The following is a 24281-nucleotide window of genomic DNA, read 5'->3' on the forward strand; positions in this document are numbered from 1 at the left end:
ACATCTTGGCAAGTTGCGAAGAAGACGAATTGTATGCGCTGGCAGGAGCGCTTAATCGTAGGGGATGGTGAAGATCAGATCCACGGCACTTTGATTGCCGGCCTGGGCGCGGATGGTGAAGCGCCGTGACAAGTCATAAAACACATACAGCGTGCCCAGGGCGCCGGAAATGCTGCGTTCGTAAGCGGCGTAGAAATTGCGCGAGAAGCGCTTGCCCAGGGTGACTGCGCTTTCGGTGGTGGTGCCATCGGCCTTGCTGGAGGCGCCGCGAAACGACAGCTCGTCTAGGCCCAGCGAGGCGGCCAGGCCGCCCGACATGCCGCCGCTCTTGCTGCCCAGCAGGGCCAGGGCGGCCTGCTGCAGCAGCGCGGCTTCGGCGCCGCCGTCGGCCGAGGCGCGGCCCACCACCAGCCACGACAGCTTTTCGGCATCGGGCAGCTCGGGCTGGGCGTACAGGCGCACATAGGGCAGCAGGGCGGTGCCGGTGATCTGCACGCCGACGCGCTGTGTCAGGTTGGGGCGAATCGCCAGTATGTCCAGTGCCGGGTTGTTGATAGCGCCGGTGAAGCGCAGCACGCCTTGCTCCACATCCAGGCGCTGGCCATAGGCGCGGTATTGCCCGCCAGAGGTTCTGACCGTGCCGGTAAGCCGGGGCTCGCGCAGCGAGTCGCCGTTAAGGCTCAGGCTGCCGCGAACCCGGGTGTCCAGGCCCTTGCCCTGGATGCGGAAGTCTGGCCCCAGGTCGAGCTGGACCACCAGCTTGATGGGGCGGTTCTCCTGCGTGCCAGTCGGCGCGCTGGTTTCTGCCGGCGCCTTCTGGCCGGCGGCGACGCCACGGGCGGTGCGTACGATCACGTCATCGCCCAATTGCGGCGTGCCTTCGTCGGGCAGGATGATGCGGGCCTGGTCGACGGTGAGCTTGCCGGTGAGCTCGGCTTGCTGGTTCTTGAGGCTGGCTTGCACCTGGCCTGACAGGGTGATCTGCCGGTCGGTGCGAATGCTGGCACGCAGCCGCTCCAGCTTGGCATCCAGTTGCACCTGAGGCTTGCCGTCTATCCAGCCGGCCTCGCCCTGAGCCGTGAGGCTGCCGCCCGTGCCCTTGTCGCCAGCGCCCTGCAGGCTGAACTCGCTGATGCGCATGCGGGTGCCGTCGAGCCGGGCGCGCAAGCGGCCGTTGCCAAACTCTATGCCATCGACGACCGAGCGCAGGGCCAGGTCATTGGCCTGCAGTTCGCCAGCCAGTGCGGGCGCCGTGCGCGTGCCGCTGATCGCCACGTCGGCGCCCAGCGAGCCGCGCAGCCGCCAACCCGGTGGTGCCAGCACCGACCAGACGCCGATGCGCGGCAGCTGCGCTCGCAGCTGGCCATTGAGCGGCGCATCCACAGGCCAATGCCAGTTCCCGCCCTCGGTGTTGGGCGTGCGCGCCAGGCGCGTCAACAGCCGGCCTTCGGCCGTACCGGCGCGCTCGCTCTCCCAGCGCAAGGCCAGGCTCAGCTCATTGCCTTCGCTGAGCAGCGAGAGCCGCGCCTGCTTCACGCCGGCCGCTACGCGCGCCGTCGTGCCCTGTGCGGTTTCTGCCTGCACCGTGATGTCGCCGCTGCTGCGCGCCAGGCTGGCCTTGAGCCGCAAGCTGTCTCCTAGCATGGCATCCCATTCGCCATCGAACAGCAGGTTGCCCCCCAGGCCTGCGCCCGCCATCTGCGGGCCGGCCAGCAACTCTATCCAGGCCATGGGCAGGCCGCTGAGCTTGCCGGCGGTGACGAGTTGGCCGGGCCGCCAGCGCACGGGTTGCCAGGACAGCCTGGCTTGGTTGGGCGTGGCTGCTGACAGCGCGCCGGAGGGGGCGCTCAAGACCGCTTCGCCAGCGCCGCTTTCAAAGGCCCCGCCCTTGTCGCCAGGTGTCCATTTGAGCGGCAGCGCGGTGCGTGTTGCCAGCCGCCAGGCGCCGCTGCCCAGGGCTGGATCTTCCATGCTCAGGCTGAGTTCTTTCAGCAGGCCTTGCCAGCTTGATGCGCTGAGGGACGCGCCCGGCTTGACGCGGCCGCCTTCGCCCGTCAGTTGCAGGCTGAAGCGCCGTTGGTCGATTTCAAGGCGGCCTTGCGTGCTGAGTTGGGCCTGGCTCAGGCGCCCCGAGAGCGTGGCTTGCAGCGCGCGGATTTTGAGCTCTCCCGGGCCGGCGGCGGCGGCGGCGGCGGTGGCGTTGGCGGACGCGGAGCCGGTCTGGCGCCAATCCAGCGTAGGCACGCTAAGCCTGGCCTGCAGTGACGGATCGCGCCAACCGCCTTGCCAGCTGGCTTGCAGCTCCGCATTCCCATTGGCCGAGGCTGATTGAAGGGCGGCCGGCAGGCCCGGAAGCTGTTGCAGCCAGCGCAGGGTTTTGGCCGCATCCTGGCCGTGCAGGCTTAGCTCGCCGGCGCCGCTGCCCGGCCGCAATTCGCCTTGCAGCTTGGCTTGCAGCCCGGGGGCCGTGAGTGTCAGCGTGGCCTTGCCGCCTTGCGCCGAGGGTTGGGCTTCGAGCTGACCTTGTAGTTCCGCTTCATCGCTTCGCACGCGCAAGGCCGACAGCCGCAGCGTGCCGCCAGCCTGCTGGGAGTTCCAGCTGCCGGTAGCGCTGGCATCGCGCAGGTGCAACTGGCCTGCGGCCTGTCGCTTGAAGGGAGAGGATTTGCTGCCGTTGCCGGCCGCAAGGAGCTTGGTGTCAAAACTGATGGTCTGGCCCTGGCTGCTTACCTGGGCCTGACCGTCAAGCGGCAGCGGAGCGAATTTGCCGTGCAGCAGCGCCGGGTTGACCTGTCGCAGCGTGGCCTGCAGCTTCCAGCTTGGCGTCGCCGCGCTTGAGGATTCTGTCCATTCGCCGCTGGCCAGCAGCTCGCCGCCGCCCAACTGGGCTTTCAGCGTGCGCACCATGGCCGCACCATTACGCCATTCGCCTTGGGCCTCGACTCGTTCCAGTGGCAGCCGGTGCTGATCCCAGGGGCCGGGCAGGCGATTGGCCACTTGCAGCTGCAGCGACCAGGCCGGCGTTGCGCTATTGCCCTGCGGGCGCACGCTGGCGCTGCCGTTGAGCAGGGTTTGCGGTGCGTCTGGCCACAGCGCGGCGATGTCCAGGTCACGAAAGCTGGCATCGGCTTGCGGCAGCGGCTGCGCGGCCCAGGGGGTGACGCGTGCCGTGGCGCTGGCCTGAGGTTGTGGCTGGGCAGGCCGGCCGGTGGCGGGCGGGGCCGTCATTTGCAGCTCGGCCTTGACCAGCAGTTCCGTGAGCGGGCCGCGCGCCGTGGCCTGGAAGGTCAGTGGCAGGGCGGTTTGGCTATTGGGCAGGGGCGCACTCAGAGCGCCGGACAGGCTGGCGTCCAGCGTCAGCGGGCCGTGCGAAGACAAAGCGGCGCGGCCGCTGTAACGGCCACTGGCGACTTCGGCGCTGAGCAATTCCAGCTGGTGCGACAGGCCGTTGAAGGCATAGCGGGCGGAAATGCCGGAGGCGGCAAATGTCGTCGACCCGCTCAGTTTGAAGTGACCCACGGACAAAGCATCCAGCGCCATCGGCAGCGGCAGATTGAGCGCTGTGGGCGGGGCAGCCGGGGTCGATGAGGGCGGGCGCTGGTCATCCACCAGCACGCTGGCGGCGGCCAGGCGGTCCAGCTTGAGCGTGCCATGCAGCAGCGACCAGGGCTGCCAGGCCAGACTGACATCGTGTGCCTCAACCCTCAGGCCGTCTTGCTGCCACAGCAACTGATCCAGGTGGCCGCCGGTGCGCAGCGAGCCGGTGGCGTGGGTAGCCGTCAGGGGCTGTGACTGCTCCAGCCAGCGCAGGGTGGTGGCCAGCGAGCCGTCGGTGCCGGCCCACCACCAGAGCGCAGCGGTGGCAGCCACGGCCATCGCCACCATGCCGCTGCCGGCCAGCGCGACCGTTTTCAGCATGCGCCGTGCTGGTTTGGCGGGCGTGGGTTGCGCAGCTGGCGCCGGCTGTGGGGTGGGAGTGTTGGCGCTAGTCATCAGAAAACAAAGCCCACGCTGACATGCAGCCGCAGGCGCTTGACCTTGACGCCATAGGCCAGGTCAATCTGCAAGGGGCCAATGGGGCTTTTCCAGCGAACGCCGGTGCCTATGCCGACGGAGGGGCGCATATCTTGCGGTTTCTCCGCCACGGCACCGGCATCCAGAAAAAAGGTGTTTTCCCATTCACTGGGCCGGCCGTCAACCATCATGGGGCGCTGCCATTCCACGCTGCCGACGGCCAGGTAGTGGCCCGGACCAATCACGCCGTTGGCCAGCGGGATGCCGATGTCGCGGTAGCCATAGCCGCGCACCGTGCTGTCGCCACCGGTGCGAAACAGCTGGGCGCTGGGGATGCGGGCCGAGTCATTGGCCAGCACGGCACCGCCTTCGGCGCGCATGGCAATACGCCCACGGCCCAGTGTTTGAATGCCCAGCCAGCGGCCCACCAGGCGGGTAAAGGGCTGGCGCTTGTCGCTCAGCGTGGTGCCGCCGCCCAGCTCGAAACCCAGGCCGTAGCCCTGGCTAGGGAAAGGCACGCTGTCGAAATAGCGGCCGGTCCAGACGTAGTTGGCGGTGATGGCCGAGCCGTCGCCGGTGTCGGCAGCGGTATTGCCCAGCAGGCCGGCACCCTGCACCGAGGCCCGGTCGTATTGCAGGTAGATGTTCCGGTCAATGCGCTCGCCGGATTGGGTGCGGCCAAAACGCAGGCGCTGGTCGCGGGTTATCAGTTGGTCGTCGTCTATGCGCTCGGTGCGGCCCAGGGCAACCCAGCGCCAGCTGGCTTCGTCGGGCATGGAAGTCCACTCGGTTTGCGCGAACGGCGATTTTTTTTCCAGCTGCAGCTTGGTGACCGCGCGCCAGTCGGTGCCGGGCACGCGGTGGTGGGTGTGCTCCACCGATGCCCGTGGCCCGCTGTCGGTGGTGGCGCCCACGCCCAGAATGATTTTTTGCAGCCTGGCTTCCCGCACCTGTACCTGTACCGGCGCGGCCTGCGGATCGCTTTCGGGATCGACAAAGATATAGGCCGAATTAAAGTAACCGCTGGAGGCCAGGCGTTGCTGGGCTTGCATCAGCTGGTTCTGATCGTAGACCGCACCGACGTTCAAACGGGCCAGCCGCGACACCAGCACCGGGTCGTAGCGCTGCACGCCGGTGATCTGCATAGGGCCCAGGCGATAAAGTGGGCCGGAATCAAGCTTGAGGCTCAGGCTGGCGGTTTGCTCCGGTGCGTCTACGTCGGCCAGGCTGTCGGCCAGCTTGCCGGCGGGGTAGCGGCGGGCGACCAGTTCGCGCAAGGCCTGTGTCTTTGCGCTGTCCCAGGCATCCTGTGTGAAACGCTGGCCGCTGGCCAGGCGCCAGTCCTTGCGGATGTCGTTGCGCTGGGCCACGGCATCCGGATCGGCTGAGTCGGCAATATCACCCTCGAAGTTGATGGCGACAGGGCCTATGCGCGTGGCTGCGCCTGGATCGACGGCCACCACGATGGTAGGGCGTTGATTGGGGCCGGTTTCATGCGTGATGCGTATGTCGGGGCTGAAGTAGCCCTGCGTGCCGACCAGGTTGCGCACATCGCGCTCGGCCAGCACGATCAGCCTGGCCAGTTCGGCCTCGTCCAGATCGGTGACGGCACGGTAGCGCTGCAGCTCGAGATGCTTTTCCAGCAACTCGCGCAATGCGGTCGGGGCGCGCACGCTAATGTCAAAAGCGCTGACTTCGGGCTCGGCATTGCCGGGACCAACCGAACCTTGCGGTGTAGCGACGGGAGCCACGCTTTCAGGAGGCGGTGTGGGGGCCGGTGCGGTTTGCGTGACGCTGGAAGGCGGCGTGGAGACCATGCCGTCAGTCACTGCAGGCGTGGCGCTTTGTGCTCGGGCTGCAGGCATGAGAGCCATCGCAGACAGGGCGAGGAGGGCGGGGACAATGCGGGAGCGGCCGGCAAAGCGGGCCAAGACATGGCCGGCGGTGGCCGTCCAGGTGCAATAGATACTGGGATGGGTCACGGCACCCAGTTTACTTGGTGATTATTTGGACAGCAGTCGCATCGCTTCTTCCAGGCCTTTGATGGTCAGCGGATACATGCGCTGACCCATCAGTTGCTGAATCACGCCGATGCTCTGGCGGTATTGCCAGACGCCTTGCGGCTCGGGGTTGATCCAGGCGAACTTGGGAAAGGTGTTGGTCAGGCGCTGCAGCCACTCGGCGCCGGCTTCCTCGTTGTTGTATTCCACGCTGCCGCCGGGCTGCAGGATTTCGTAGGGACTCATGGTGGCGTCGCCGACAAAGATCAGTTTGTAGTCCTTGTTGTACTTGCGAATGATGTCCCAGGTCGGAAACTTTTCGCTGAAGCGGCGGCGGTTGTTTTTCCACATGAAGTCGTAGACGCAGTTGTGGAAATAATAGAACTCCAGGTGCTTGAATTCGGCCTTAACGGCGGAGAACATTTCCTCGACGCGGTGAATGTGCTCGTCCATGGTGCCGCCCACGTCCATCAGCAGCAGCACCTTCACATTGTTGTGGCGCTCGGGCCGCATCTTGATGTCAAGCCAGCCGGCGTTGGCGGCGGTGGAGCGTATGGTGTCGTCCAGGTCCAGCTCTTCCACGTTGCCCTGACGGGCGAACTTGCGCAGGCGGCGCAGCGCGACCTTGATGTTGCGCGTGCCCAGCTCCTGCGTGTCGTCGTAATCCTTGTAGGCGCGCTGGTCCCAGACCTTGACGGCGCTGCGGTTACGGCTTTTTTCCTGGCCTATGCGTATGCCCTGCGGATTGAAACCGTTGGCGCCAAAGGGCGAGGTGCCGCCCGTGCCTATCCACTTGCTGCCGCCTTCGTGGCGCTCTTTTTGCTCTTCAAAGCGCTTCTTCAGCGTTTCCATGAGCTCGTCCCAGCCCATTTTTTCTATCTTGGCCTTGTCCTCGGGGCTGAGTTCGAGCTCCAGGTTTTTGCGCAGCCATTCGAGCGGAATGTCCTTGGTGAAGTCGGCGATCATCTCCACACCCTTGAAGTAGGCCGCGAAGGCGCGGTCAAACTTGTCGTAGTGCTTTTCATCCTTCACCAGGACGGTGCGGCTGAGATAGTAGAAGTCGTCGATCTTCCAGGCGCCTTCGCCTGTATGTCCGTTCTCGCCTTCGCCGTCGTTGGCGTCATTTTTTTCACTGTTGGGGCCGACGACGCCGGCCTCCAGTGCTTCGAGCAGCATCAGGTATTCCTTGACGGATACCGGCAGTTTGGCCGAGCGCAGGGTGTAGAAAAAATCAATCAGCATGGCGTGGCCTGTTGAGCAGGTAGAGCAGCTGCGCCTTGACCTCGGGCCATTCGCCGGCGCGCAGGCTGTACATCACGGTGTCGCGAATCGTGCCGTCACGGCGCAGCGCATGGCCGCGAATCACGCCGTCTTTTTTTGCGCCCAGCCGTTCAATGGCGCGCTGGCTGGCGAAGTTGAAGTTGTCGGTGCGCCAGCCCACCACATGGCAGGCCAGGGTTTCGAAGGCATGCGTGAGCAGCAGCAGCTTGGCCGTGGTGTTGACGTGGGTGCGCTGGCTGCTGGCGGCGTACCAGGTGTAGCCAATCTCGACGCGTTTGATCGCCGGCACGATGTCATGAAAGCTGGAGGTGCCCAGCACCTTGCCGCTGTCAGCATGGGTGACGGCAAAAGCCAGTCGGTTGCCGGTCTGCAGGGCGGTCTCTATATAGGCGCGCGTCTCGTGGGGTTCGGGCACCGAGGTGACGCGCAGTTTCCAGAGTTCGCCGTCGGCGGCGGCGGCTTTCAGGCCGGCTTCGTGCGCAAGTTCAAGCGGCAGCAGCCGCACGCCGCGTGCCTCCAGAGTCACGGGTTCAACAAAAGCCATGCTCAGCTCTCCTCCTTGGCTTTCTGGCGTTTTCTCCAGCGTCGCGCCAGCTGCAGGCCAAGCCCGCCGCCCAGCCCCACCAGCACAATGCCGCCTATGGCGCTGTTGCCATAGCCCTCGGCGAAAATATCCAGGCCCAAAAGACGACCTATCCAGTAGCCCAGCAGCGCGCCGCCCATGAAGCCAATGGCGTCCGACAGGCCCTCAAGCAGCAATGATTTTTGGTTCATGAGTAGGCCTTGTGAATTAGCGGTTGTTGCGCTGCATGAACACCAGTTTTTCAAACAAGGTCACGTCCTGCTCGTTCTTGAGCAGCGCACCGACCAGCGGCGGTACGGCGATTTTCTGGTCACTGCTTTGCAGTGCTTCCAGTGGAATGTCCTCGGCCACCAGTAGCTTGAGCCAGTCCAGCAGCTCGCTGGTGGAGGGTTTCTTTTTCAGGCCGGGCAGGTTGCGCACCTCGTAAAAGGTTTTCAGGGCGGACGCCAGCAATTCCTTCTTGAGGTCGGGGAAGTGCACGTCGACGATCTGCTTCATGGTGTCGGCGTCGGGGAACTTGATGTAGTGGAAAAAGCAGCGGCGCAAAAAGGCGTCGGGCAGTTCTTTTTCGTTGTTGGAGGTGATGAACACCAGCGGCCTGTGCCTGGCGCGAATCAGTTCGCGGGTTTCGTAGCAGTAAAACTCCATGCGGTCGATTTCGCGCAGCAAGTCGTTGGGGAACTCGATGTCGGCCTTGTCGATTTCGTCAATCAGCAGCGCCACTGGTTGCTCTGCCGTGAAGGCCTGCCACAGCACGCCCTTGAGGATGTAGTTGTGAATGTCCTTGACCTTCGCGTCACCCAGCTGCGAGTCGCGCAGGCGCGACACCGCGTCGTATTCATACAGGCCTTGCTGCGCCTTGGTGGTCGATTTGATGTGCCACTGCAACAGCGGCAGGCCCAGCGTCTGTGCCACCTCCTCAGCCAGCATGGTTTTGCCGGTGCCGGGCTCACCCTTGACCAGCAGCGGCCGTTTCAGGGTGGAGGCGGCATTGACCGCCAGCATCAGGTCCGGGGTGGCGACGTAGTTCTTTGAGCCTTGGAATTTCATGTTTGTGGAGGAGGCGTGGTGGAATTGAAAGGTCTTGGAGCAGCTTATTGACAGACGGCAGTTCGTTTGGGCCGGCACAGATATAATCGGCGGTTGTTTTATACGATGAATTCTCACCTGATTGTGCGCGCAAAATGAATAAGCTGTTGACCACGATATTCGCTCTAGCTGTCTCATGTGTGACGGCTTCAAGCCTTGCTCAGGACATCAAGGGCGACGCCAAAGCCGGCCAGACCAAGAATGCCATGTGCATCGGCTGCCACGGCATCAAGGGCTATCAGGCCTCTTTTCCAGAGGTCTATAAGGTTCCCATGATTTCCGGTCAGGGCGCCAAGTACATCGAAGCGGCGCTTCATGAGTACAAAAAAGGTGAGCGCAAACATCCGACCATGCGCAACATTGCCGATTCCTTGACGGATCAGGATATCGCCGATCTGGCGGCTTACTACAGTGCCCATGGTGTGGTGGCTGGTGCCGAAGCTTCCGCCAAGCAGGTCAAGGCGCCAAGCGCCGAAGTGCAGGCTTTGCTCAACAAGGCCAATTGCGCGTCTTGCCATGGTGCCGATTTCAGCAGCCCCATAGATCCGGCTTATCCCAAGATTGGCGGCCAGCATGCGGACTACCTGTTCGTGGCGCTCAAGTCCTACAAAATCGAGAACAACCCCAAGGTTGGCCGCGGCAACGCCATCATGGGTGGCATGGTCAAGCAATACAGCAATGCCGAACTCAAGTTGCTGGCCGGCTACCTGTCATCGGTGCCTGGTTCGCTCAAGGTGGTTCCCCAGAGCGAATTCCGCTGAAGCCGTCAAAGCCTGATTGAATAGTCGCTGTTTCAGCACAGCATTCAATTAATGCGTTGAATGTATGAGCCCCCTACTGAAGTTCAGTAGGGGGCTTTTTCGTTTCCAAATCCCGTTTTATTTGGATTTCACACGTCCATGCATTGCAGCGTGAAGGTGGGGAGTCGTTAGTCGATCATGGGTATGTCGTCTTGTAGTCTTCGGTCGAAACATACATCCAAGGCAGGCAAATTCGATCCTCGGCCTCAAAAGCCTCTATCTGCGTAGAGTGTTGCTGAAGCGTCCTGCCGATTGGATCTAATCCCGTCAATAACTGGTCGCGCTCCTCTTCACCTAAATTTATGGAGTGCGATATTCCATTGGGACCAAGTAGTTCTCGTCGCATCAGATCTACGGTCAGCAAGTGTACTTGTGGGTCGGAAGACACGGAATTGGCTAGCGTTTTAACGTCCGACTCTGGCAAGACAACAGGCGCAATTCCATTGCGAATGCAATTCTCAAAAAAAATAGCCCCGAAACTTGGCGCGACAATAGCCCGAATCCCCCACTCGACCAGCGCCCAGACGGCATGTTCTCGCGAAGAACCGCATCCAAAATTTCGTCCGGTGAGCAGAATAGTGGTTCCGTGTTGTTGGGGCTGATTCAGTACGAAGTCTGGTTCTGGCTCGCGCGTCGCAACATCGCAATAACGCCAGTTTGCGAACAGCCCGTGCGCAAGTCCATCCTTCCCTACGGTTCTGATCTCACGTGAAGGGATGATTGCATCGGTATCGATGTTGTGATGTAGTAGAGCGGCTGCAATTCCTACATGCCGAACGAAGGGTGTCATTGTGTTTTCTCAAAAAAAACTCTTGGATCGGCGATGCGACCAACCAGTGCCGAAGCGGCAACCGTCGCAGGACTCGCCAAATGTGTTCTTGTCTGGGGGCCTTGGCGTCCTTCAAAGTTGCGGTTAGTCGTGCTTATGACCCGTTCAGATTCTCCGAAACTTTCACCCCCTGCAAAGAAACACATCGAGCATCCGGCTTCCCTCCATTCAAAACCAGCGTCGATAAACACACGATGAAGACCCAAGGCCTCGGCTTCGCGCTTCACGCTGGTGGAGCCTGGTACGCAAATCGCCCGAACGTTGGGAGCAACGCGCCGTCCACGCAGTATCGCGGCCGCAGTGACGAGGTCTGACAGACGGCTGTTCGTGCATGAACCGATGAAGGCGGCCTGGATCGGAAGATCGGCAAGTCTGTCGCCAGGCTTCAGGCCCATATATGCCAGTGCGCGAAATGCGGATTCTGCGGAGCGCGCCTCGACAGCCGCTTCTGGGTCTGGAACGAACTCATCGACCCCACACGCGTGTTGGGGGCTTGTTCCCCACGTCACCATGGGGGACAATGCAGAGGCATTCATCTGTAACTCAGCATCGAAATCTGCATCGTCGTCGCTTCGAAGCGTGCGCCAAAATGCGACGGCCTGATCCCATTGGGAATCTTTTGGTGCGAATGAGCGTCCATACAGTGCATCAAACACCTGCTCGTCGGGCGCGATCAACGCTGTGAATGCCGAGAACTCTACCGCCATGTTACACAAGGTTTGACGCGCCTCGATGGACAGTTCGCGAACTGCAGGCCCGTCGAATTCGACGACACAGCGCTGGGCACCGTCTGAGCCGTACCGGGCGATGAGCGCCAAAGCCATGTCTTTCGCACTTACGCCCGCTGCCAAACGCCCGTTGAATAGAACCCGCATGGAACGAGGCTTTCTTACGCGCAAGGTCTGCGTTGCCAGCGCATGCTCAGCCTCGGACGAGCCGATTCCCCACGCGAGCGCACCGAACGCACCTTGCGTGCAGGTGTGGCTGTCAGGGCACACCAAAGTAATGCCTGGTAAAACAATTCCTTGCTCAGGTGAAATGACGTGAACGATGCCCTGGCGCGGATCGTCGATATCGAAAAGGTGAATTCCTGCCTTGTGAGCCTCTTCCCGGGTTGCGCGTATGAAATTCGTCCCACTCGGCATCAAGGTGATGTCCGTCCGCCCTGGTCTGGTATCGACGATATGGTCAATCGTGGCAAAGACTTGACTGGGCCTTCTTACCGGAAGCTTGCGCTCGGAAAGCGACCGCAAGGCAACGCCACCGGTTCGCTCGTGGAGCATCACCCGGTCGATGTGCACAAGCGCCAGACTACCATCGGCATCAAGGTCGGCGATGCGGCGCCGTGACCAGATTTTTTCAAACAGCGATTGAGGGGGCCTCTTGGTCATTGGTCTTCGATCCGCAATACACCCGCATCCTGCATCTTCTGCAATTGATCCGGTGAAATGCCGGCAGCAAGGAGTGCTTGAGCGCCCCCCGAACCAATGCTTGGCAAATCCCGGCGCACACCCATGCGGCGCGAGCCCATTTCTATTGGCAGTGCCGGCAATTTTGTGTTTTTACCCGAGGGAAGAGTGACTGTCAGCAGTCCGCCCGCATTAAGTTGCGAATCCTCAAACAAGTCCTCAGGCTTGGCCACCGGAGCAAAAGGCAGGCCGATTTCCTCCAGTTTTTGCATCAACTCAGCTTGCGTCAGCGAACCCAAACGCTCCCGAATGATCGGCATGATGCGCTCTCTTTGCCGGACACGATCATTGTTTTTGTGAAGTGAAGGATCAGCCGCCAGCTCATCCAGGGTGAAGGCTTTGCAAAAGCTGCGCCATTGCGTGTCACTGACAACGGCAACAAAAACTTTGTTGTGGTCTTTGACCTCGAACACGTCGTAAACCGCCCAAGCTGACTGGCGTTGTGACATGGGCGGGGCAGCCTTTCCTGTCACGGCGAACTGAGCCATGTGCTGTCCAACCAGAAATGCCGTGGTTTCGTAGAGCGCCGTCGTCACCTTTTGCCCGTTTCCGTCACGATGGCGCTGTTCCAGGGCAGCCATGATCCCGATGACTCCGAACATCGCGCCCATCACATCAATGACAGAGGCACCCGCCCGCATGGGCCTATCCGGCGTACCGGTCATATAGGCCAGGCCTCCCATCATCTGGGCCACTTCGTCCAGCGCGGTGCGATGAGCGTAAGGTCCGCTCAGGAATCCTTTGCCTGAGCAATAAATGACTTTCGGGTTGCGAGCCGACACCGCTTCGAATCCCAAGCCGAGCGCATCCATGGCGCCTGGACGAAAATTCTCAATTACAACGTCTGCTGTATCTAGTAGTTGCAAAGTGGCATCACGCCCGGCAGCGGACTTCACGTCTATGGCAAGACTGGCCTTGTTGCGGTTGTACATCGGGAAATAACCGGCGCCCGAGCCGGTCAGGCGGCGCGTATTGTCTCCCTCCAAGGGCTCTATCTTGATGACTTCTGCGCCGAGGTCGGCGAGGATCAGGCCCATGCTCGGGCCCATCACCATATGTGTGAACTCGACCACTAACAAGCCATGTAGGGGTAGGTCGGAAATCTGGTTCATGAAGATTTAAAATTTTTTGGCAGTCCCGCCAGTGGGACCATGCCGTAGAGAGGCTCGCCAGGAAGGGCATCGCTCAGCAGTTGACGGGCGGCCATCAATCGACCGTAGTCAATTCCGGTGGAGATGCCCATTGCTTCCAGCATGAATACAAGATCTTCCGTGACGATGTTGCCGCTGGCGCCAGGCGCAAATGGGCAACCGCCCAACCCGCCTTGAGAGGCGTCTATGGTGGTCAATCCCTCATCAATTGCGGTAACCGCGTTTGCCAGGCCAAGCCCCCTGGTGTTGTGCAAATGAATGCCGGTGAGTTTGTCGGCTCCGACGCGTTCGTGAACTTTCCTTATCAAGCGTCGGACTTGCGCTGGATTTGCGTAGCCAGTCGTATCAGAAAGACCCACTTCGTCGCACCCTGCCTTGATAAGAATCTCCGCAAAATCAACCACTCTTGACTCGGGAACGTCGCCCTCCAGCGTGCAGCCAAATGCAGTCGACAAGCCCCCTTCAAAGTGAGGACGAGTTTGCTTCGGCAACGATTGCAGATAGTCACCGACTGCATGTATCTCACGAATCATTTGTTCATGCGTACGCCTGACGTTCTTGAGGCTATGGGTTTCGCTGCAGGAAAAAGGAATTGTGATTTTGTTTGCGCCGGCCAGGACGGCTGCTTCCGCACCTTTCAGATTCGGCACCAATACCGCAACGGCAAGTCCTGGCAGTCTGCTCGCATACTCGACAAGTTCCGAAGTGTCGGCCATCTGGGGAAGTACCTTGGCGGGAACAAAAGATCCCACCTCGATTTCCCGTAATCCAGCGTTATACAGCGCATGAATCCAGGCTTTCTTGTCCGCGGTTCTCATGAGTTGCGAAATACTTTGTAGCCCATCACGTGGGCCCACTTCGCTTACTGTTACTTGCGTACTCGTGCTACTAGCCCGTGCACGCTCTGATGCAGATGATTGATTCGCCCGTTGATCTTGCATTGCTGAATCAAAAGTTGTGCACGATGCCCAGCGTCATCGCAGTCGCCTTGTCCTTGAACCCGGCGCCTTGGTAACCGCTTCGCCAGTCCGTATGATCCAGCTCCGCATACAGCTTGGATCGCTTGGACAACGAGTATTCAAGAAATGCGATTGCGCGACCTAATCCGTCATTACTCAGCTTGGTCCTGCTTCGCTTCATATCGTAGTAAGACAACGTGAGCTCAAGGCTTGGCGACAGCTTGGAGCTGTAGCCCACGCCGACAGTTCGATGTCCGGTTGAGGAGGTGGCAGTCAGATCGGCGTCATTATGGGCGTAGCTCAGCTTGAAATGGCCTAGATCAGTGCGCAGTGCCCCGCCCGCAATGTAGGCATTGAGCTTCTGGGCCCCCGTTCCTTTTAATGTCATATAGGCGATCTGGGCTTCAAAGGCTCCAGCTTTATAGCCGGCTCCGACGCCGCTGCTGCTTCGGTCACCTCCGCTTGCTTCGCCCGGTCCGGCCATGGCTTTCAAGGTCACCGCTCCCAGATTGACTGCGTACTTGAGCGAGTTGTCCATGCGGTATGAACCGGTTGTAGAACCGCCGGTTGATCCGAACTCGGATCCCAGGCCATGTGCAGAGAGCGCACCAAACTGGACATTGGGGTTGAACCCGGCAAATCGAATTGCGAGCGGGTCAATGACGCCAAGTGTGTCTGCCAGAAGGTTGGTGTGTCGGCCCAGGGTAACGGTGCCCCAAGGCGTCTGTAGCCCGACGTAGCTCATCCGATCCCAGAACTTGTTCGTGTCAGCGTTGGCGCCTGTGTCCAGGGCCAGGCCCGACTCGACGTTGAAGATCGCGTAATTTCCGCCGCCGAGGTCCTCCCGGCCACGAAAGCCAAATCGGGAGGTGCGGTTCACGCCACTGGAAATGCCCAGTACAGTCCCCGTGCCCGGCCGATTTGCCGTGCTCAGGCCTGACGCGTAGCGAACGCCGCTATCCGCAATTCCATACAGGGTCAGTCCGGTTTGCGCTGCTGCGGCTTGCAGCATGCAGAGCAAAGTCGCTCCTGTCGCAAAAGGCCTTAATTTCATTGCAGTTCTCCTCGATTTATCTTGGTTTTTAGAAAAGCCCGGCCGGCTCCCTCTAGCGAGAAAAGGCCGGAATGGAGGACGGGTGTCCGTATCTGTTGCGTATACTGCTCAGCGAATCGCCGTGGCCTCGCGAAGGCCGCTGATCATCGATGTCTCCAGCAGGTATTGAGTCGCTAATGCCTTGTCGGATGCTTTTTGCTGGAGATCTGTTAATGACCGCCTTCGCTTTTCTGTGTCCCGCTCCTGCATGCGCGCTCGGTTCCGGCCTGACTGCTCGAGTACGTGCTTCACAGCAATCGGTCGACGCTGTCGTTCGTACAGCTGGAGCAGTTCCGTGCTTTCTCCGGCATAAATTCGACTGAGTTTTTCAGCAAGGTTGAAGGCGTCATGAATGCCGCCATTCATGCCCATACCACCACTCGGACTGTTGATGTGTGCGGCGTCTCCGACGAGCACCACTCGGTCGTGAACATACTGCTGCACAACGCGCTGGTGAATCCGGTAAGGCCTGATTTCAAGAACGTCATAGGGCTCCGCCTTCGGATGGATTTCCTGCAGCTTGGCTTGAATCGAGGCGGGCGCCACGGCTTCTTCATCCGATTCTCCGTCGCGGGGGTAGAGGCTCACCCTCCACAGATCGCGCAGACGCAGCAGGCTGAATGTGCCGCTTTCCTTCCAGCAGTAGTTGATGAAGGACAGGTCCGGAATATGCTCGTGAAAACGAAAGCTGGTGGTCGCCAGCACCGTGGTTTCTGGAAAAGTATGTCCATCAAACGCCAGGGCCAGTTGTGACCGGACTATGCTTCTGGCACCATCCGCACCGATCAGGTAGGCGCCGGTGAACGACTGAAGTTCGCCATCCGGACCTTGCGCCACCACATCGACGCTATCGGCGTGCTGCAAAAATTTTTGCACGCGATGGCCGTTCAACACCTCAATTCCAGGCAGCCTGTCCCGAATGTGCTCCAGTAGATACTCGGCCAACTTCCATTGCTCGCATTGGAGGCGATAGGGGTGGGCAGTGTGGTCTTTCAGGATTGAGAGATCGAATTCCGCAAACTCGCCGGTGGTGTGCCACCGCACTTGCCAGGTCGGCGCCACCAAACCGGCCTCTATCAGCCGCGACGTGATGCCGAAATCTTCGAGCATGTCGAGTGTCGGAGGATGAAACGTGGAAGCGCGCAGATCATGAGGCACTTCGGCGGCGGCTTCCAGAACCAGGCATTCGATTCCGTAGTGTCCTAGAAGCATGGCAGTAGTGAGGCCGACAGGCCCGGCGCCGACAATGATCACACGTTGATCGGCCAGTTTTCGCGTATTCATATTAGGTGCAGGAAAGTTGAGTGGAGGGAGGCAACTTGAGTGAGCAGTTCGCCATGAACTGTTCGTTGCTTAATATTTCTACAATAGGACAATTGATTCGGATGAGCGCCGCATCAGGTAGCCGTCTTAGTGTTTTAGAGCCTCTAGGCGAGGAGCCCAGTGCTCACCCACGAGCCAGCTTTGGATTGAATGACCGCCCGGATTCACAAGCTCTACAGCTTTCCAGGCAAGACACAACATGCATGACAGGACGGGGACACCTTTCGCCTCCCTGTTTGCCTGCAGCAAGGGTTCCAGCGTGGGCATACCCGTTCCAAGCATGACCAGAGCATCCACACCGGCCAGGGAGCCCAGTTCGCCAAGAACACTGTTGGCTTGCGCGGCGCTTAGGGAATAGATGGGATGAAAGTTGGTTGAATTGAAGGCGGCCGAAGCTTCCTTGACAACCGTCAGTCCGTGCGATTCCCAGTACTTCACGCTCTTTTGTGTCAACCCTTCGGGATAAGGTGTTGCCAAGGCGATGCGTCGCGCGCCCATTTGAGCCAGGCAATCCACAAGTGCGGTCGCCGCCGTGAAGGCCGTGATGCCTCTCCTTGCGCCCAACTGTTCCAGCAAGCTCTCCTCTTGCTCGCGCCCTGCCAGATACGATGCGCCCGTACACCCAAGAGCGAGCGCCTCAATTGGAGCGTTGGCAAATTGGTCTGCCGTCTGATCGGCAATGCGAAGGTAATCTAGCAAGCGCCCTTCAATGGTCTCTTTTTTGCTCACAAGCCTGGCGTTGATGTGTGCATAGCCTGGTGGCAGCAGTACTGAGAACTCGGGCTCGACGGTTGTGTTGGCTTGTGGCGTCAGCAGCCCAATCAAGCCTTTTGAGGCATATTCGACTTTCATGGAAGCAGCTCCTTTTTCGCGCTTATTCGATAGTGATCTTGGCGGCTTTGAGGATAGGAGCCCACTTTGCGGTTTCTTGCCGGAGGAAGTTGTCGAATTCCCGGGGGCCAAGACCCATGGGGTTTATTCCAGCCTGTTGAAGCTGCGCGCGGAGCAAGGGACTCTGGGTGACTTTTTCGAGTTCGGCGCGAATCCTCTCGATCACGGGACGCGGTGTTTTTGCTGGCACCGATACTCCGAACCACGCGTCACCGATGGCGCCAGGAATGGTTTCATTCATGGTCGGAACGTCAGGGTAATCGCGCAATCGCATAGCGCTGCTTACTGCCAGCGCCCGAAGTTTTCCGGAACTGATTTGAGAAGCTGCGACTGCCGGGCTTGTCAGCATGGCGCCTATGGAGCCGCCGACCAGGTCCGTGACGGCGGGGCCCGTTCCCTTGTATGGCACATGCACCATGCTGATCTTTGCCAGTTGCTGAAGAAGCTCCCCCGCCAGGAATCCGGCGGACCCTACGCCAGCTGAGCCCCAGCTGACGCCCTTTGGGTCTTTGCTCGAAATTTCCAGAAATTGCTTTAGTGTCTTTGCAGGATGGTCGGCGCGGACCACCAGCATGTTGGGGAAGCTTCCGATCAAAAACACGTGAACGAAGTCATCAATCGGTTTGTAGGGCAGCTTCTGCCCGATCAATGGGCCGGTTGTAATGGCGGCCCCATTGGTGATGGTCAACGTATAGCCGTCTGGCGCCGCCTTGGCTCCTGCGTCGGTTCCGATGAGGGACCCGGCCCCTCCGCGATTTTCAATGACGACGCTTTGGCCAAACCCTTCTCCCAACTTGTGGCCAATCAACCGGGCAACGATGTCTCCGGTACCGCCGGGAGCAAAGGGAACAATCAGTTTGACTGGTTTGTTCGGATACGCATCCTGCGCCATCGCGTTGCTGCCCAGCGCTAGAGCGAGGGCAGTTAAGAGCATGGTACGGCGTTGCAGAAAAACCTTGAGGCACAGTGAAGAGATCATGAATCGTTTACCCTGTCGACGTTGAATCCGTATTGACAGATGAGCGTCCTTAAATTCCGCCCATGTGCCGAAGACAATCAAGAGTGTCCGTGTTTATTGTTCCATTGTACCTATAATCATACAAATAAATTTTAATTTATGCAACAGTCCATGCCTTTGCCGAAGTACCACCAGGTGTACCTCGTCCTGAAAGAGCGACTTCTCGAGGGTTTTTACAACGAAAAATTTCCAGGCGAGCTTGAGTTAACTACCGAATTTGAAGTCTCAAGAGTCACCATTCGGAAGGCTCTCAGCAATCTGGCGTCTGAAGGTCTCATCGAAAGAACCGCCGGGCGTGGAACCCGACGGGTAGATGCAAGCGGTGCTTCAGCCGGGAGCGGAGCAGGATCTGTCCGCCCCCATCTGCTGGATAAGCTTGTTGCCATCAATCAGCACACCACGGTTAAAGTTCTTGAGCACGAGCGTATCTCTGCGACGGAGTCAGTGGCGGCCGCACTGCAGGTAGATGTGGGTGCTGAAGTTTTACGTGTGGTGAGGCTCCGCAGTACAAGCGACGGGCCTGTCTCTTATATTGTCGCGTGGCTGCCTGCCATCAGTTCTCGTGGGCTGACCAAGAGTCAACTCGAACGCAAGCCCATCCTCACGCTGATTGAAGAGGCTGGAGTCCAGATCTCGAGCGCCACTCAAACCGTGTCGGCCAGGCAAGCCGACAGTCTGGTTGCCCGCCATCTCGCAGTGCCTGTTGGAACGGCCCTGCTTGCTGTCAGTCGAATTGTCTTTGATGGGGAGGCTAGGCCTGTTCAGTGGCTTCAAGGGCTGTACCGACCCGACAGATACGAGTACGAAATGAAATTGTCTCGTTCTGACGAAGCCGATACCGCCAATGTGTGGATCAGCAAGGAGCTCACCACTCGCATTCAGTAATGCGCTGTTTGAGTGCGGGTTGGTGCACTCGGTGGCTGTGCGGCGAGTGGACATCGAGGCCGCCGCACCATTGCTGTCGATGCGCAGGGAGTGCTAATGCAGCTGCTTGATGGTTTGTACCGTCCCGACAGCTACGAATACCGGCTGGCGCCATCGCGAGTGGGTGTCGGGAGTGCCAATGTCTGGATGCCAGCCGAACGCTTCGCGGAGTCATCGTCCGACTGAAGGTGGCGAGCAACCAAGGGAGCATCCCAGAGCGGTCGTCTGCATGCAGGTCACTCCATGGCTGCTATTGCAGTGCCCGGATAAAAACCTCGGAATTCATTACCTCAGCGACGTTTCGCATATCGGCAAGTGAGGTTTGGTGGCGCTCCTCACCGAAGGCCGCACAGCCGTCGGCCAACACCACGACGCGGTAGTCGCGCATGTGGGCATCGCGCACGGTGCTGGCGACGCCGCCGTTGGTCACGATACCGCACACCGCCACCGTGTCTATGCCAGCGCGGCGCAGCAACCAGTCGAGCTGGGTGTTGAAAAAGGCCGAGTAGGCAACCTTGCAGACCGTCACGTCGGCTAGGCTTGCTAGCGCATCGACGTTGGCCTGGCCCCAACTGCCGGGCGCGAAGTCACCCTTCCTCAGATAGGGACGCAGCGTCTTCAGGTGCGACGAGATCATAGGTTCACCTGCCGCGTCCGGCCACAGGGTGAACTGGCTCGTGGCGACCAGTCCGCCAACTGCCTTGAGCGCGCGCGCCACGGTGGCCACGCGATCCGGCAGCTGCAGCGCGGGCGGGTTGGTGTCGCCACCGCGCGCATAGGCGCCCTTGGCATCGAGAAAGTCGTTCTGCAGGTCGATGATGACCAGCGCGGTTCTGGCCGCGGCGATGGCTTCGCCGTTGCTCATGATGGCCTCACCAGCAGGTTGCCGTGCGCATCGACCTCGGCGTGAAAGCCGGGTTCAAGCCATACGGTGGTATCGACCTGTTCGAGGATCGCGGGGCCGTTGATGCGTGCGGCCACGGGCAGTTCTAGCCGCGCGTAGCGCACCGCGTCATGCCATTGGCCCTGGTGGAAAACGCGCTGCGAGCCCAGCGACGCGGTGCTGCCCTTGCCTTCTGGTGCCAGCACGGCGAGGTCGAACTTGGGCCGCACGCCGATGCGCGCATAGCGCAGATTCATCACGCGGATGGCAATGCCGTCGAGCACGCGGCCGAAGGCGGCGGTGTAGGCAGCCTCGAAGGCGGCGCGGATGGATGCGGCAGTGAGCGGCACCTTGCCCGCATCTGCGAGCACCACGGGCAGCGTGTGCGTCTGGCCCGCGTAGAGCATGTCGAGCGCGATCACCTCGCGCACTTCGTCGAAGCGAACGCCCGAGGAATCGAGGCGCTGCTGGCAGCTAGCAGCCAGTTCATCGATGCGGCGCTGCACGTCGCCCACGTCGAGTTCGGTCAGCGGCTTGTTGAGCGTCTGCACCGCGTCGTGACGCATGTCGGCAATCACGCAGCCGAGGGCGGAAGTCACACCGGGGTACCGCGGCACGATGCCTGTCGCCACGCCCACCTCGCGCATCATCGCGCACACATGCAACGCGCCACCGCCGCCGAAGGGCATGTAGGCGAAGCGGCGCGGGTCGTGGCCGCGTTCGATGGAGACGAGGCGAATGGCGCCCGCCATGCGCGCATTGGCCACCGTGAGAATCGCCTCGGCCGCGGCATGCACGTCGAGGCCGAGTGGCCGGGCGACGTGTTCCTCGATGACCTGGCGCGACTTCTCCGCATCCAGCGCCGCGAGCAGCCCGCCGCCCAATGGACGATCGGCAGCGATGCGCCCCAGCAGCACGTTCGCATCGGTCACCGTCGGCCGCATGTTGCCGCGCCCGTAGCAAGCAGGCCCCGGCACGCTCCCGGCGGACTCTGGGCCGACCTGCAGCATCCCGCTCGCATCCACCGAGGCGATCGAGCCGCCCCCTGCGCCGATGGTCTCGATCTGGATCATCGGCGAGCGGATCACCATGCCGAACTCGATGGCGGTCTGAGCGGCCAGTGCGGCCTCGCCGTTCGCCACCAGCGACACGTCGAACGAAGTGCCGCCCATGTCACCGGTGATCGCGTTGGGGAAGCCTGCCGCACGCGCAATGGCAGCACAGGCAATCACGCCGGCCGCCGGGCCCGAGAGCGCGGTCCGCACCGGTAGGTCGCTTGCGGTCTGGCGCGACATCAGGCCGCCGTTGCTCTGCACCACCAGCAGTTCGCCCGCAAAGCCCTGGCCGCGCAGGTCGGATTCGAGCCGCTCGAGATAGCTACCCACCACGGGCTGCAGCGCCGCATTGAGCGTGGCGGTCGAGCAGCGCTCGAACTCGCGGATCTCGGGCAGCACCTCGCTCGCCGAGGTGACGTGCGGGTTGGGCCAGAGCACGCGCACCGCAGCGACGGCGAGGCGCTCGTTCCCGGGGTTCGCGTAGGTGTTGATGAAGAACACGCACACCGCTTCGCAGCCGGCTTCGAGCAGCGAGCGTGCTTCGGCGCGCACCTGGTCCAAGTCGACCGCCGTGTGCAGCGTGCCGTCGGCCAGCACGCGCTCGTCCACCTCGCGGCGCAGGTCGCGTGGCACCACGGGTGTGAAGCTGCCACGCAGGCCCCAGGTCTCGGGCCGGTCGCGGCGGCGCATCTCCAGCACATCGCGAAAACCGCGCGTGGTGATGATGCCGGTGCGCGCCACCTTGCGTTCAAGCAGCGCATTCGTGCCGACCGTGGTGCCGTGCACGATGGTGGCGATGGCCGCGGCCGAGTCGGCCACGCGCGCCACGCCGTTCATGAAGCCGCGTGCTTCCTCGCCGCGCGTGGAAGGCACCTTGACGATGCGTGCCGTGCCGTTGGCCTCGTCGAGCACGAAGAGGTCGGTGAAGGTGCCGCCGACATCGACGCCGACGACAAGGGATTTACCAGTGGAAGTCATTCGGAGGCTTTCTTGTCGCTGCTGCCGGTCGTCACATAACCCATTGCGCTGTCGGCTTCGCGCTGCGGTGCGGCCCGCTCGGCCGCATGGCCCCAGCCGCCGCCGCCGGGAGTTTCGAGCCGCACGCGCTCACCGCGCGCGAGCTGGATGCCGCGCATCTTCGACACCATGGGTGGCGTGTGCCACTCGCCCGCGTTCTCGTAGCTGAACACGTTGACCGCGCCTTCGCCGCCGCCCGCGATGCCCTTGGGCGGCGAGGTGCCGCGCTCGCCGAAGACGAACACTTCGGCGTCTTTCTCCAGTAGTTCGATTTCATACACGGCGCCGAGCCCGCCGCGGTGCCGGCCGTCGCCGCCCGAATCGGCCCGCAGCGACCACTCGGTGAAGCGCACCGGGTACGCGGCTTCGAGAATCTCCAGCGGCGGAATCGTCGCGGTGGAGATCGGTGCATTGCCGTGCGAGAGCCCGTCGCCACCCGAGTGGCCGCCATGGCCGCCGCCGAAAAAGCTGAACATCACCCAACGCTGGCCTTCGCGGCCTTTGTCGCTGCGGTGGCCCGCGATCGACAGCGCATTGATCGTGCCGTAGGCCTGCGCCACCGCACGCGTCGGGTCGGCCTGGGCGGCAGCGCTGAAGATCACGTCGATCATCCGCAGGATGGTTTCGGTGTAGCCGCCGACCGGACGCGGGCGCTCACAGCTAATCACCAGCTTGTCGGGGATGTTGAAGTCCACCGCATCGAGCACGCCGGCATTGGCGGGCACGTCGGGGAACAGGTGTTTGAGCGCGACGTAGCAGGCCGCCACTGCGGTGGCCCGCGAGATGTTCACAGGCCCCGCGCATTGCGGCGAGGTGCGCGAGAAGTCGAGCAGCAGCCGGTCGCCGGCTACCGTCATGTCGAGCGCGATGGTGAGCGGCTCGTTCACGATGCCGTCGTTGTCGAGCACGTCCTCGAAGCTGTAGCGACCGTCGGGCAGCGAAGCGATGTGCGAGCGCATGTGGCGCAGCGCACGGCTGCGCAGCTCGCCAAGCGCGTTCAATACCAAGTCGTCGCCATACTCGTCGAGCAAACCGTTCAGCCGCTTCTCGCCGAGCTCCAGCGCGGCGAGCTGGCCGTTCAGGTCACCCCAGAGGCTGTCGGGCAGGCGCGTGTTGGCCTGCAGGATCGCGAGCACGTCCGCATCGAGTACGCCGCCCTGCACGATGCGCACCGGCGGAATCTGCACCGCCTCCTGCCAGCACTCGGTGGCGGCCGGGTTGTAGTTGCCGGGCACCGCGCCGCCCACGTCGTGCCAGTGTGCGGCCGAGGCCATGTAGCAGTAGAGCTTGCCGTTGCGAAAGAAGGGCTTCACCAGCTTGAAGTCGTTGGCGTGGGTGCCGCCGTCGTAGGCGTCATTGCTGATCCAGATGTCGCCGTCCTTCATGCCGCCGCGCGGCTCTGCCGCCTTCGCGGTGGCGCGCACGGCGAAGGCCATGGCGCCGACGAACACCGGCAGGCCCGACTTGCCCTGCACCAGCGTGTCGCCGCTCGCTGCGTCGTACAGGCCGTGGCAGGCGTCGTGCGCCTCGGCAATGATGGGATTGAAGGCGCTGCGGTAGAGCGTGGCGTCCATTTCGTCGGCCACCTGTTCGAGGCGGCCGCGCAGGACGGCGAGCGTGACGGGATCCGTCGTCATACTGGAACGCAATTCAAACATCGAAGAACTCCATGCCAGACTGCTGGCGCAACTGGTTGATAAAGCCGCCTGCACGGATCATTTCCATCTGGAGTGCCGACATCAACTCAGATGCTAGGTGCGCAGCGTCGGACGTGATGACAATGGAGAATGCGATTTCGATGGCGAAGAAGCCACCTTTGCCATCGGCACGGGTGTCGACTGTCATCGCAGCCATTGACGGAGCGGTAGGTCATGGAGTTTTGATAAAGGCATTCGTAACATG

The 24281-nt window shown here is 61.4% G+C and carries 20 protein-coding genes; 2 read left to right on the plus strand and 18 right to left on the minus strand.

Annotated features, from left to right (window positions below; all coding sequences use genetic code 11):
• Window positions 1-51 precede the first annotated feature (51 nt).
• The 6 genes from BM160_RS08695 to BM160_RS08720 all read right to left on the minus strand — a co-directional run bounded on the left by BM160_RS08695 (window position 52) and on the right by BM160_RS08720 (window position 8928).
• Window positions 52-3918 (minus strand): translocation/assembly module TamB domain-containing protein, encoded by a 3867-nt coding sequence (locus BM160_RS08695; RefSeq protein ID WP_255368761.1) that lies wholly within the window; start codon window positions 3916-3918, stop codon window positions 52-54.
• A 74-nt stretch (window positions 3919-3992) separates the two neighbouring features.
• Entirely contained in the window at window positions 3993-5996 is a 2004-nt protein-coding gene (locus BM160_RS08700; RefSeq protein ID WP_092003591.1) for an autotransporter assembly complex protein TamA, read from the minus strand.
• A gap of 21 nt (window positions 5997-6017) precedes the next feature.
• Window positions 6018-7256 carry a vWA domain-containing protein gene (locus tag BM160_RS08705; protein ID WP_092003595.1) on the minus strand — a complete coding sequence of 413 codons (1239 nt, stop codon included), beginning with the start codon at window positions 7254-7256 and terminating at the stop codon, window positions 6018-6020.
• Window positions 7246-7839 (minus strand): GNAT family N-acetyltransferase, encoded by a 594-nt coding sequence (locus BM160_RS08710; protein ID WP_092003599.1) that lies wholly within the window; start codon window positions 7837-7839, stop codon window positions 7246-7248. Before BM160_RS08710 ends, BM160_RS08705 begins: the two co-directional genes overlap by 11 nt.
• Before the next feature lie 2 nt (window positions 7840-7841).
• The gene (locus BM160_RS08715; RefSeq protein WP_092003604.1) at window positions 7842-8069 is read right to left on the minus strand and encodes a hypothetical protein; all 228 of its coding nucleotides are present in this window, start codon (window positions 8067-8069) and stop codon (window positions 7842-7844) included.
• Window positions 8070-8085: 16 nt separating this feature from the next.
• Complete coding sequence (locus BM160_RS08720; RefSeq protein ID WP_092003607.1) at window positions 8086-8928, minus strand: AAA family ATPase; 843 nt, start codon at window positions 8926-8928, stop codon at window positions 8086-8088.
• A gap of 134 nt (window positions 8929-9062) precedes the next feature.
• Here BM160_RS08720 and BM160_RS08725 point away from each other — a divergent pair, with 134 nt between their 5' ends.
• Window positions 9063-9728: a c-type cytochrome gene (locus BM160_RS08725; protein WP_092003611.1), complete on the plus strand. Its 666-nt coding sequence runs from the start codon at window positions 9063-9065 to the stop codon at window positions 9726-9728.
• 175 nt (window positions 9729-9903) lie between these two features.
• Here BM160_RS08725 and leuD read toward each other — a convergent pair whose 3' ends face one another.
• From leuD to BM160_RS08765, 8 genes are all read right to left on the minus strand, one after another.
• Window positions 9904-10557 (minus strand): 3-isopropylmalate dehydratase small subunit, encoded by a 654-nt coding sequence (leuD, locus tag BM160_RS08730; RefSeq protein WP_092003614.1) that lies wholly within the window; start codon window positions 10555-10557, stop codon window positions 9904-9906.
• Window positions 10554-11987: a 3-isopropylmalate dehydratase large subunit gene (locus BM160_RS08735; protein WP_092003617.1), complete on the minus strand. Its 1434-nt coding sequence runs from the start codon at window positions 11985-11987 to the stop codon at window positions 10554-10556. The genes leuD and BM160_RS08735 overlap by 4 nt, the downstream gene beginning before the upstream one ends.
• Entirely contained in the window at window positions 11984-13177 is a 1194-nt protein-coding gene (locus BM160_RS08740; protein ID WP_092003620.1) for a CaiB/BaiF CoA transferase family protein, read from the minus strand. The genes BM160_RS08735 and BM160_RS08740 overlap by 4 nt, the downstream gene beginning before the upstream one ends.
• Window positions 13174-14157, minus strand: a complete 984-nt coding sequence (locus BM160_RS08745) for a hydroxymethylglutaryl-CoA lyase (RefSeq protein WP_092003623.1) — start codon at window positions 14155-14157, stop codon at window positions 13174-13176. The genes BM160_RS08740 and BM160_RS08745 overlap by 4 nt, the downstream gene beginning before the upstream one ends.
• 7 nt (window positions 14158-14164) lie before the next feature.
• A complete protein-coding gene (locus BM160_RS08750; protein WP_092003703.1) occupies window positions 14165-15187 on the minus strand; it encodes a porin in 1023 nt (340 codons plus the stop codon).
• Between the two features lie 150 nt (window positions 15188-15337).
• Window positions 15338-16552, minus strand: a complete 1215-nt coding sequence (locus BM160_RS08755) for an FAD-dependent oxidoreductase (protein WP_218156598.1) — start codon at window positions 16550-16552, stop codon at window positions 15338-15340.
• 126 nt (window positions 16553-16678) lie between these two features.
• A complete protein-coding gene (locus BM160_RS08760) occupies window positions 16679-17443 on the minus strand; it encodes a maleate cis-trans isomerase family protein (protein ID WP_092003625.1) in 765 nt (254 codons plus the stop codon).
• A gap of 22 nt (window positions 17444-17465) precedes the next feature.
• Window positions 17466-18461, minus strand: a complete 996-nt coding sequence (locus tag BM160_RS08765) for a Bug family tripartite tricarboxylate transporter substrate binding protein (protein ID WP_092003628.1) — start codon at window positions 18459-18461, stop codon at window positions 17466-17468.
• A 138-nt stretch (window positions 18462-18599) separates the two neighbouring features.
• On the opposite strand from BM160_RS08765, the gene BM160_RS08770 reads away from it, so the two are divergent.
• Entirely contained in the window at window positions 18600-19385 is a 786-nt protein-coding gene (locus tag BM160_RS08770; protein WP_255368767.1) for a GntR family transcriptional regulator, read from the plus strand.
• 289 nt (window positions 19386-19674) lie between these two features.
• On the opposite strand, the gene BM160_RS08775 is transcribed toward BM160_RS08770, so the two are convergent.
• Genes BM160_RS08775 through BM160_RS08790 form a run of 4 tightly spaced genes read right to left on the minus strand, consistent with a single transcriptional unit; the run spans window position 19675 to window position 24224 of the window.
• Window positions 19675-20289, minus strand: coding sequence for a cysteine hydrolase family protein (locus BM160_RS08775; protein ID WP_092003633.1), 615 nt, complete (start codon window positions 20287-20289; stop codon window positions 19675-19677).
• Window positions 20286-22340 carry a hydantoinase/oxoprolinase family protein gene (locus BM160_RS08780; protein ID WP_092003636.1) on the minus strand — a complete coding sequence of 685 codons (2055 nt, stop codon included), beginning with the start codon at window positions 22338-22340 and terminating at the stop codon, window positions 20286-20288. The genes BM160_RS08775 and BM160_RS08780 overlap by 4 nt, the downstream gene beginning before the upstream one ends.
• The gene (locus BM160_RS08785; RefSeq protein WP_092003639.1) at window positions 22337-24037 is read right to left on the minus strand and encodes a hydantoinase B/oxoprolinase family protein; all 1701 of its coding nucleotides are present in this window, start codon (window positions 24035-24037) and stop codon (window positions 22337-22339) included. The genes BM160_RS08780 and BM160_RS08785 overlap by 4 nt, the downstream gene beginning before the upstream one ends.
• Complete coding sequence (locus BM160_RS08790) at window positions 24030-24224, minus strand: hypothetical protein (RefSeq protein ID WP_143093205.1); 195 nt, start codon at window positions 24222-24224, stop codon at window positions 24030-24032. Before BM160_RS08790 ends, BM160_RS08785 begins: the two co-directional genes overlap by 8 nt.
• Window positions 24225-24281: the final 57 nt, after the last annotated feature.

Origin of the sequence: Polaromonas sp. OV174 (assembly GCF_900112285.1) — a bacterium.
GTDB lineage: Bacteria > Pseudomonadota > Gammaproteobacteria > Burkholderiales > Burkholderiaceae_C > Polaromonas.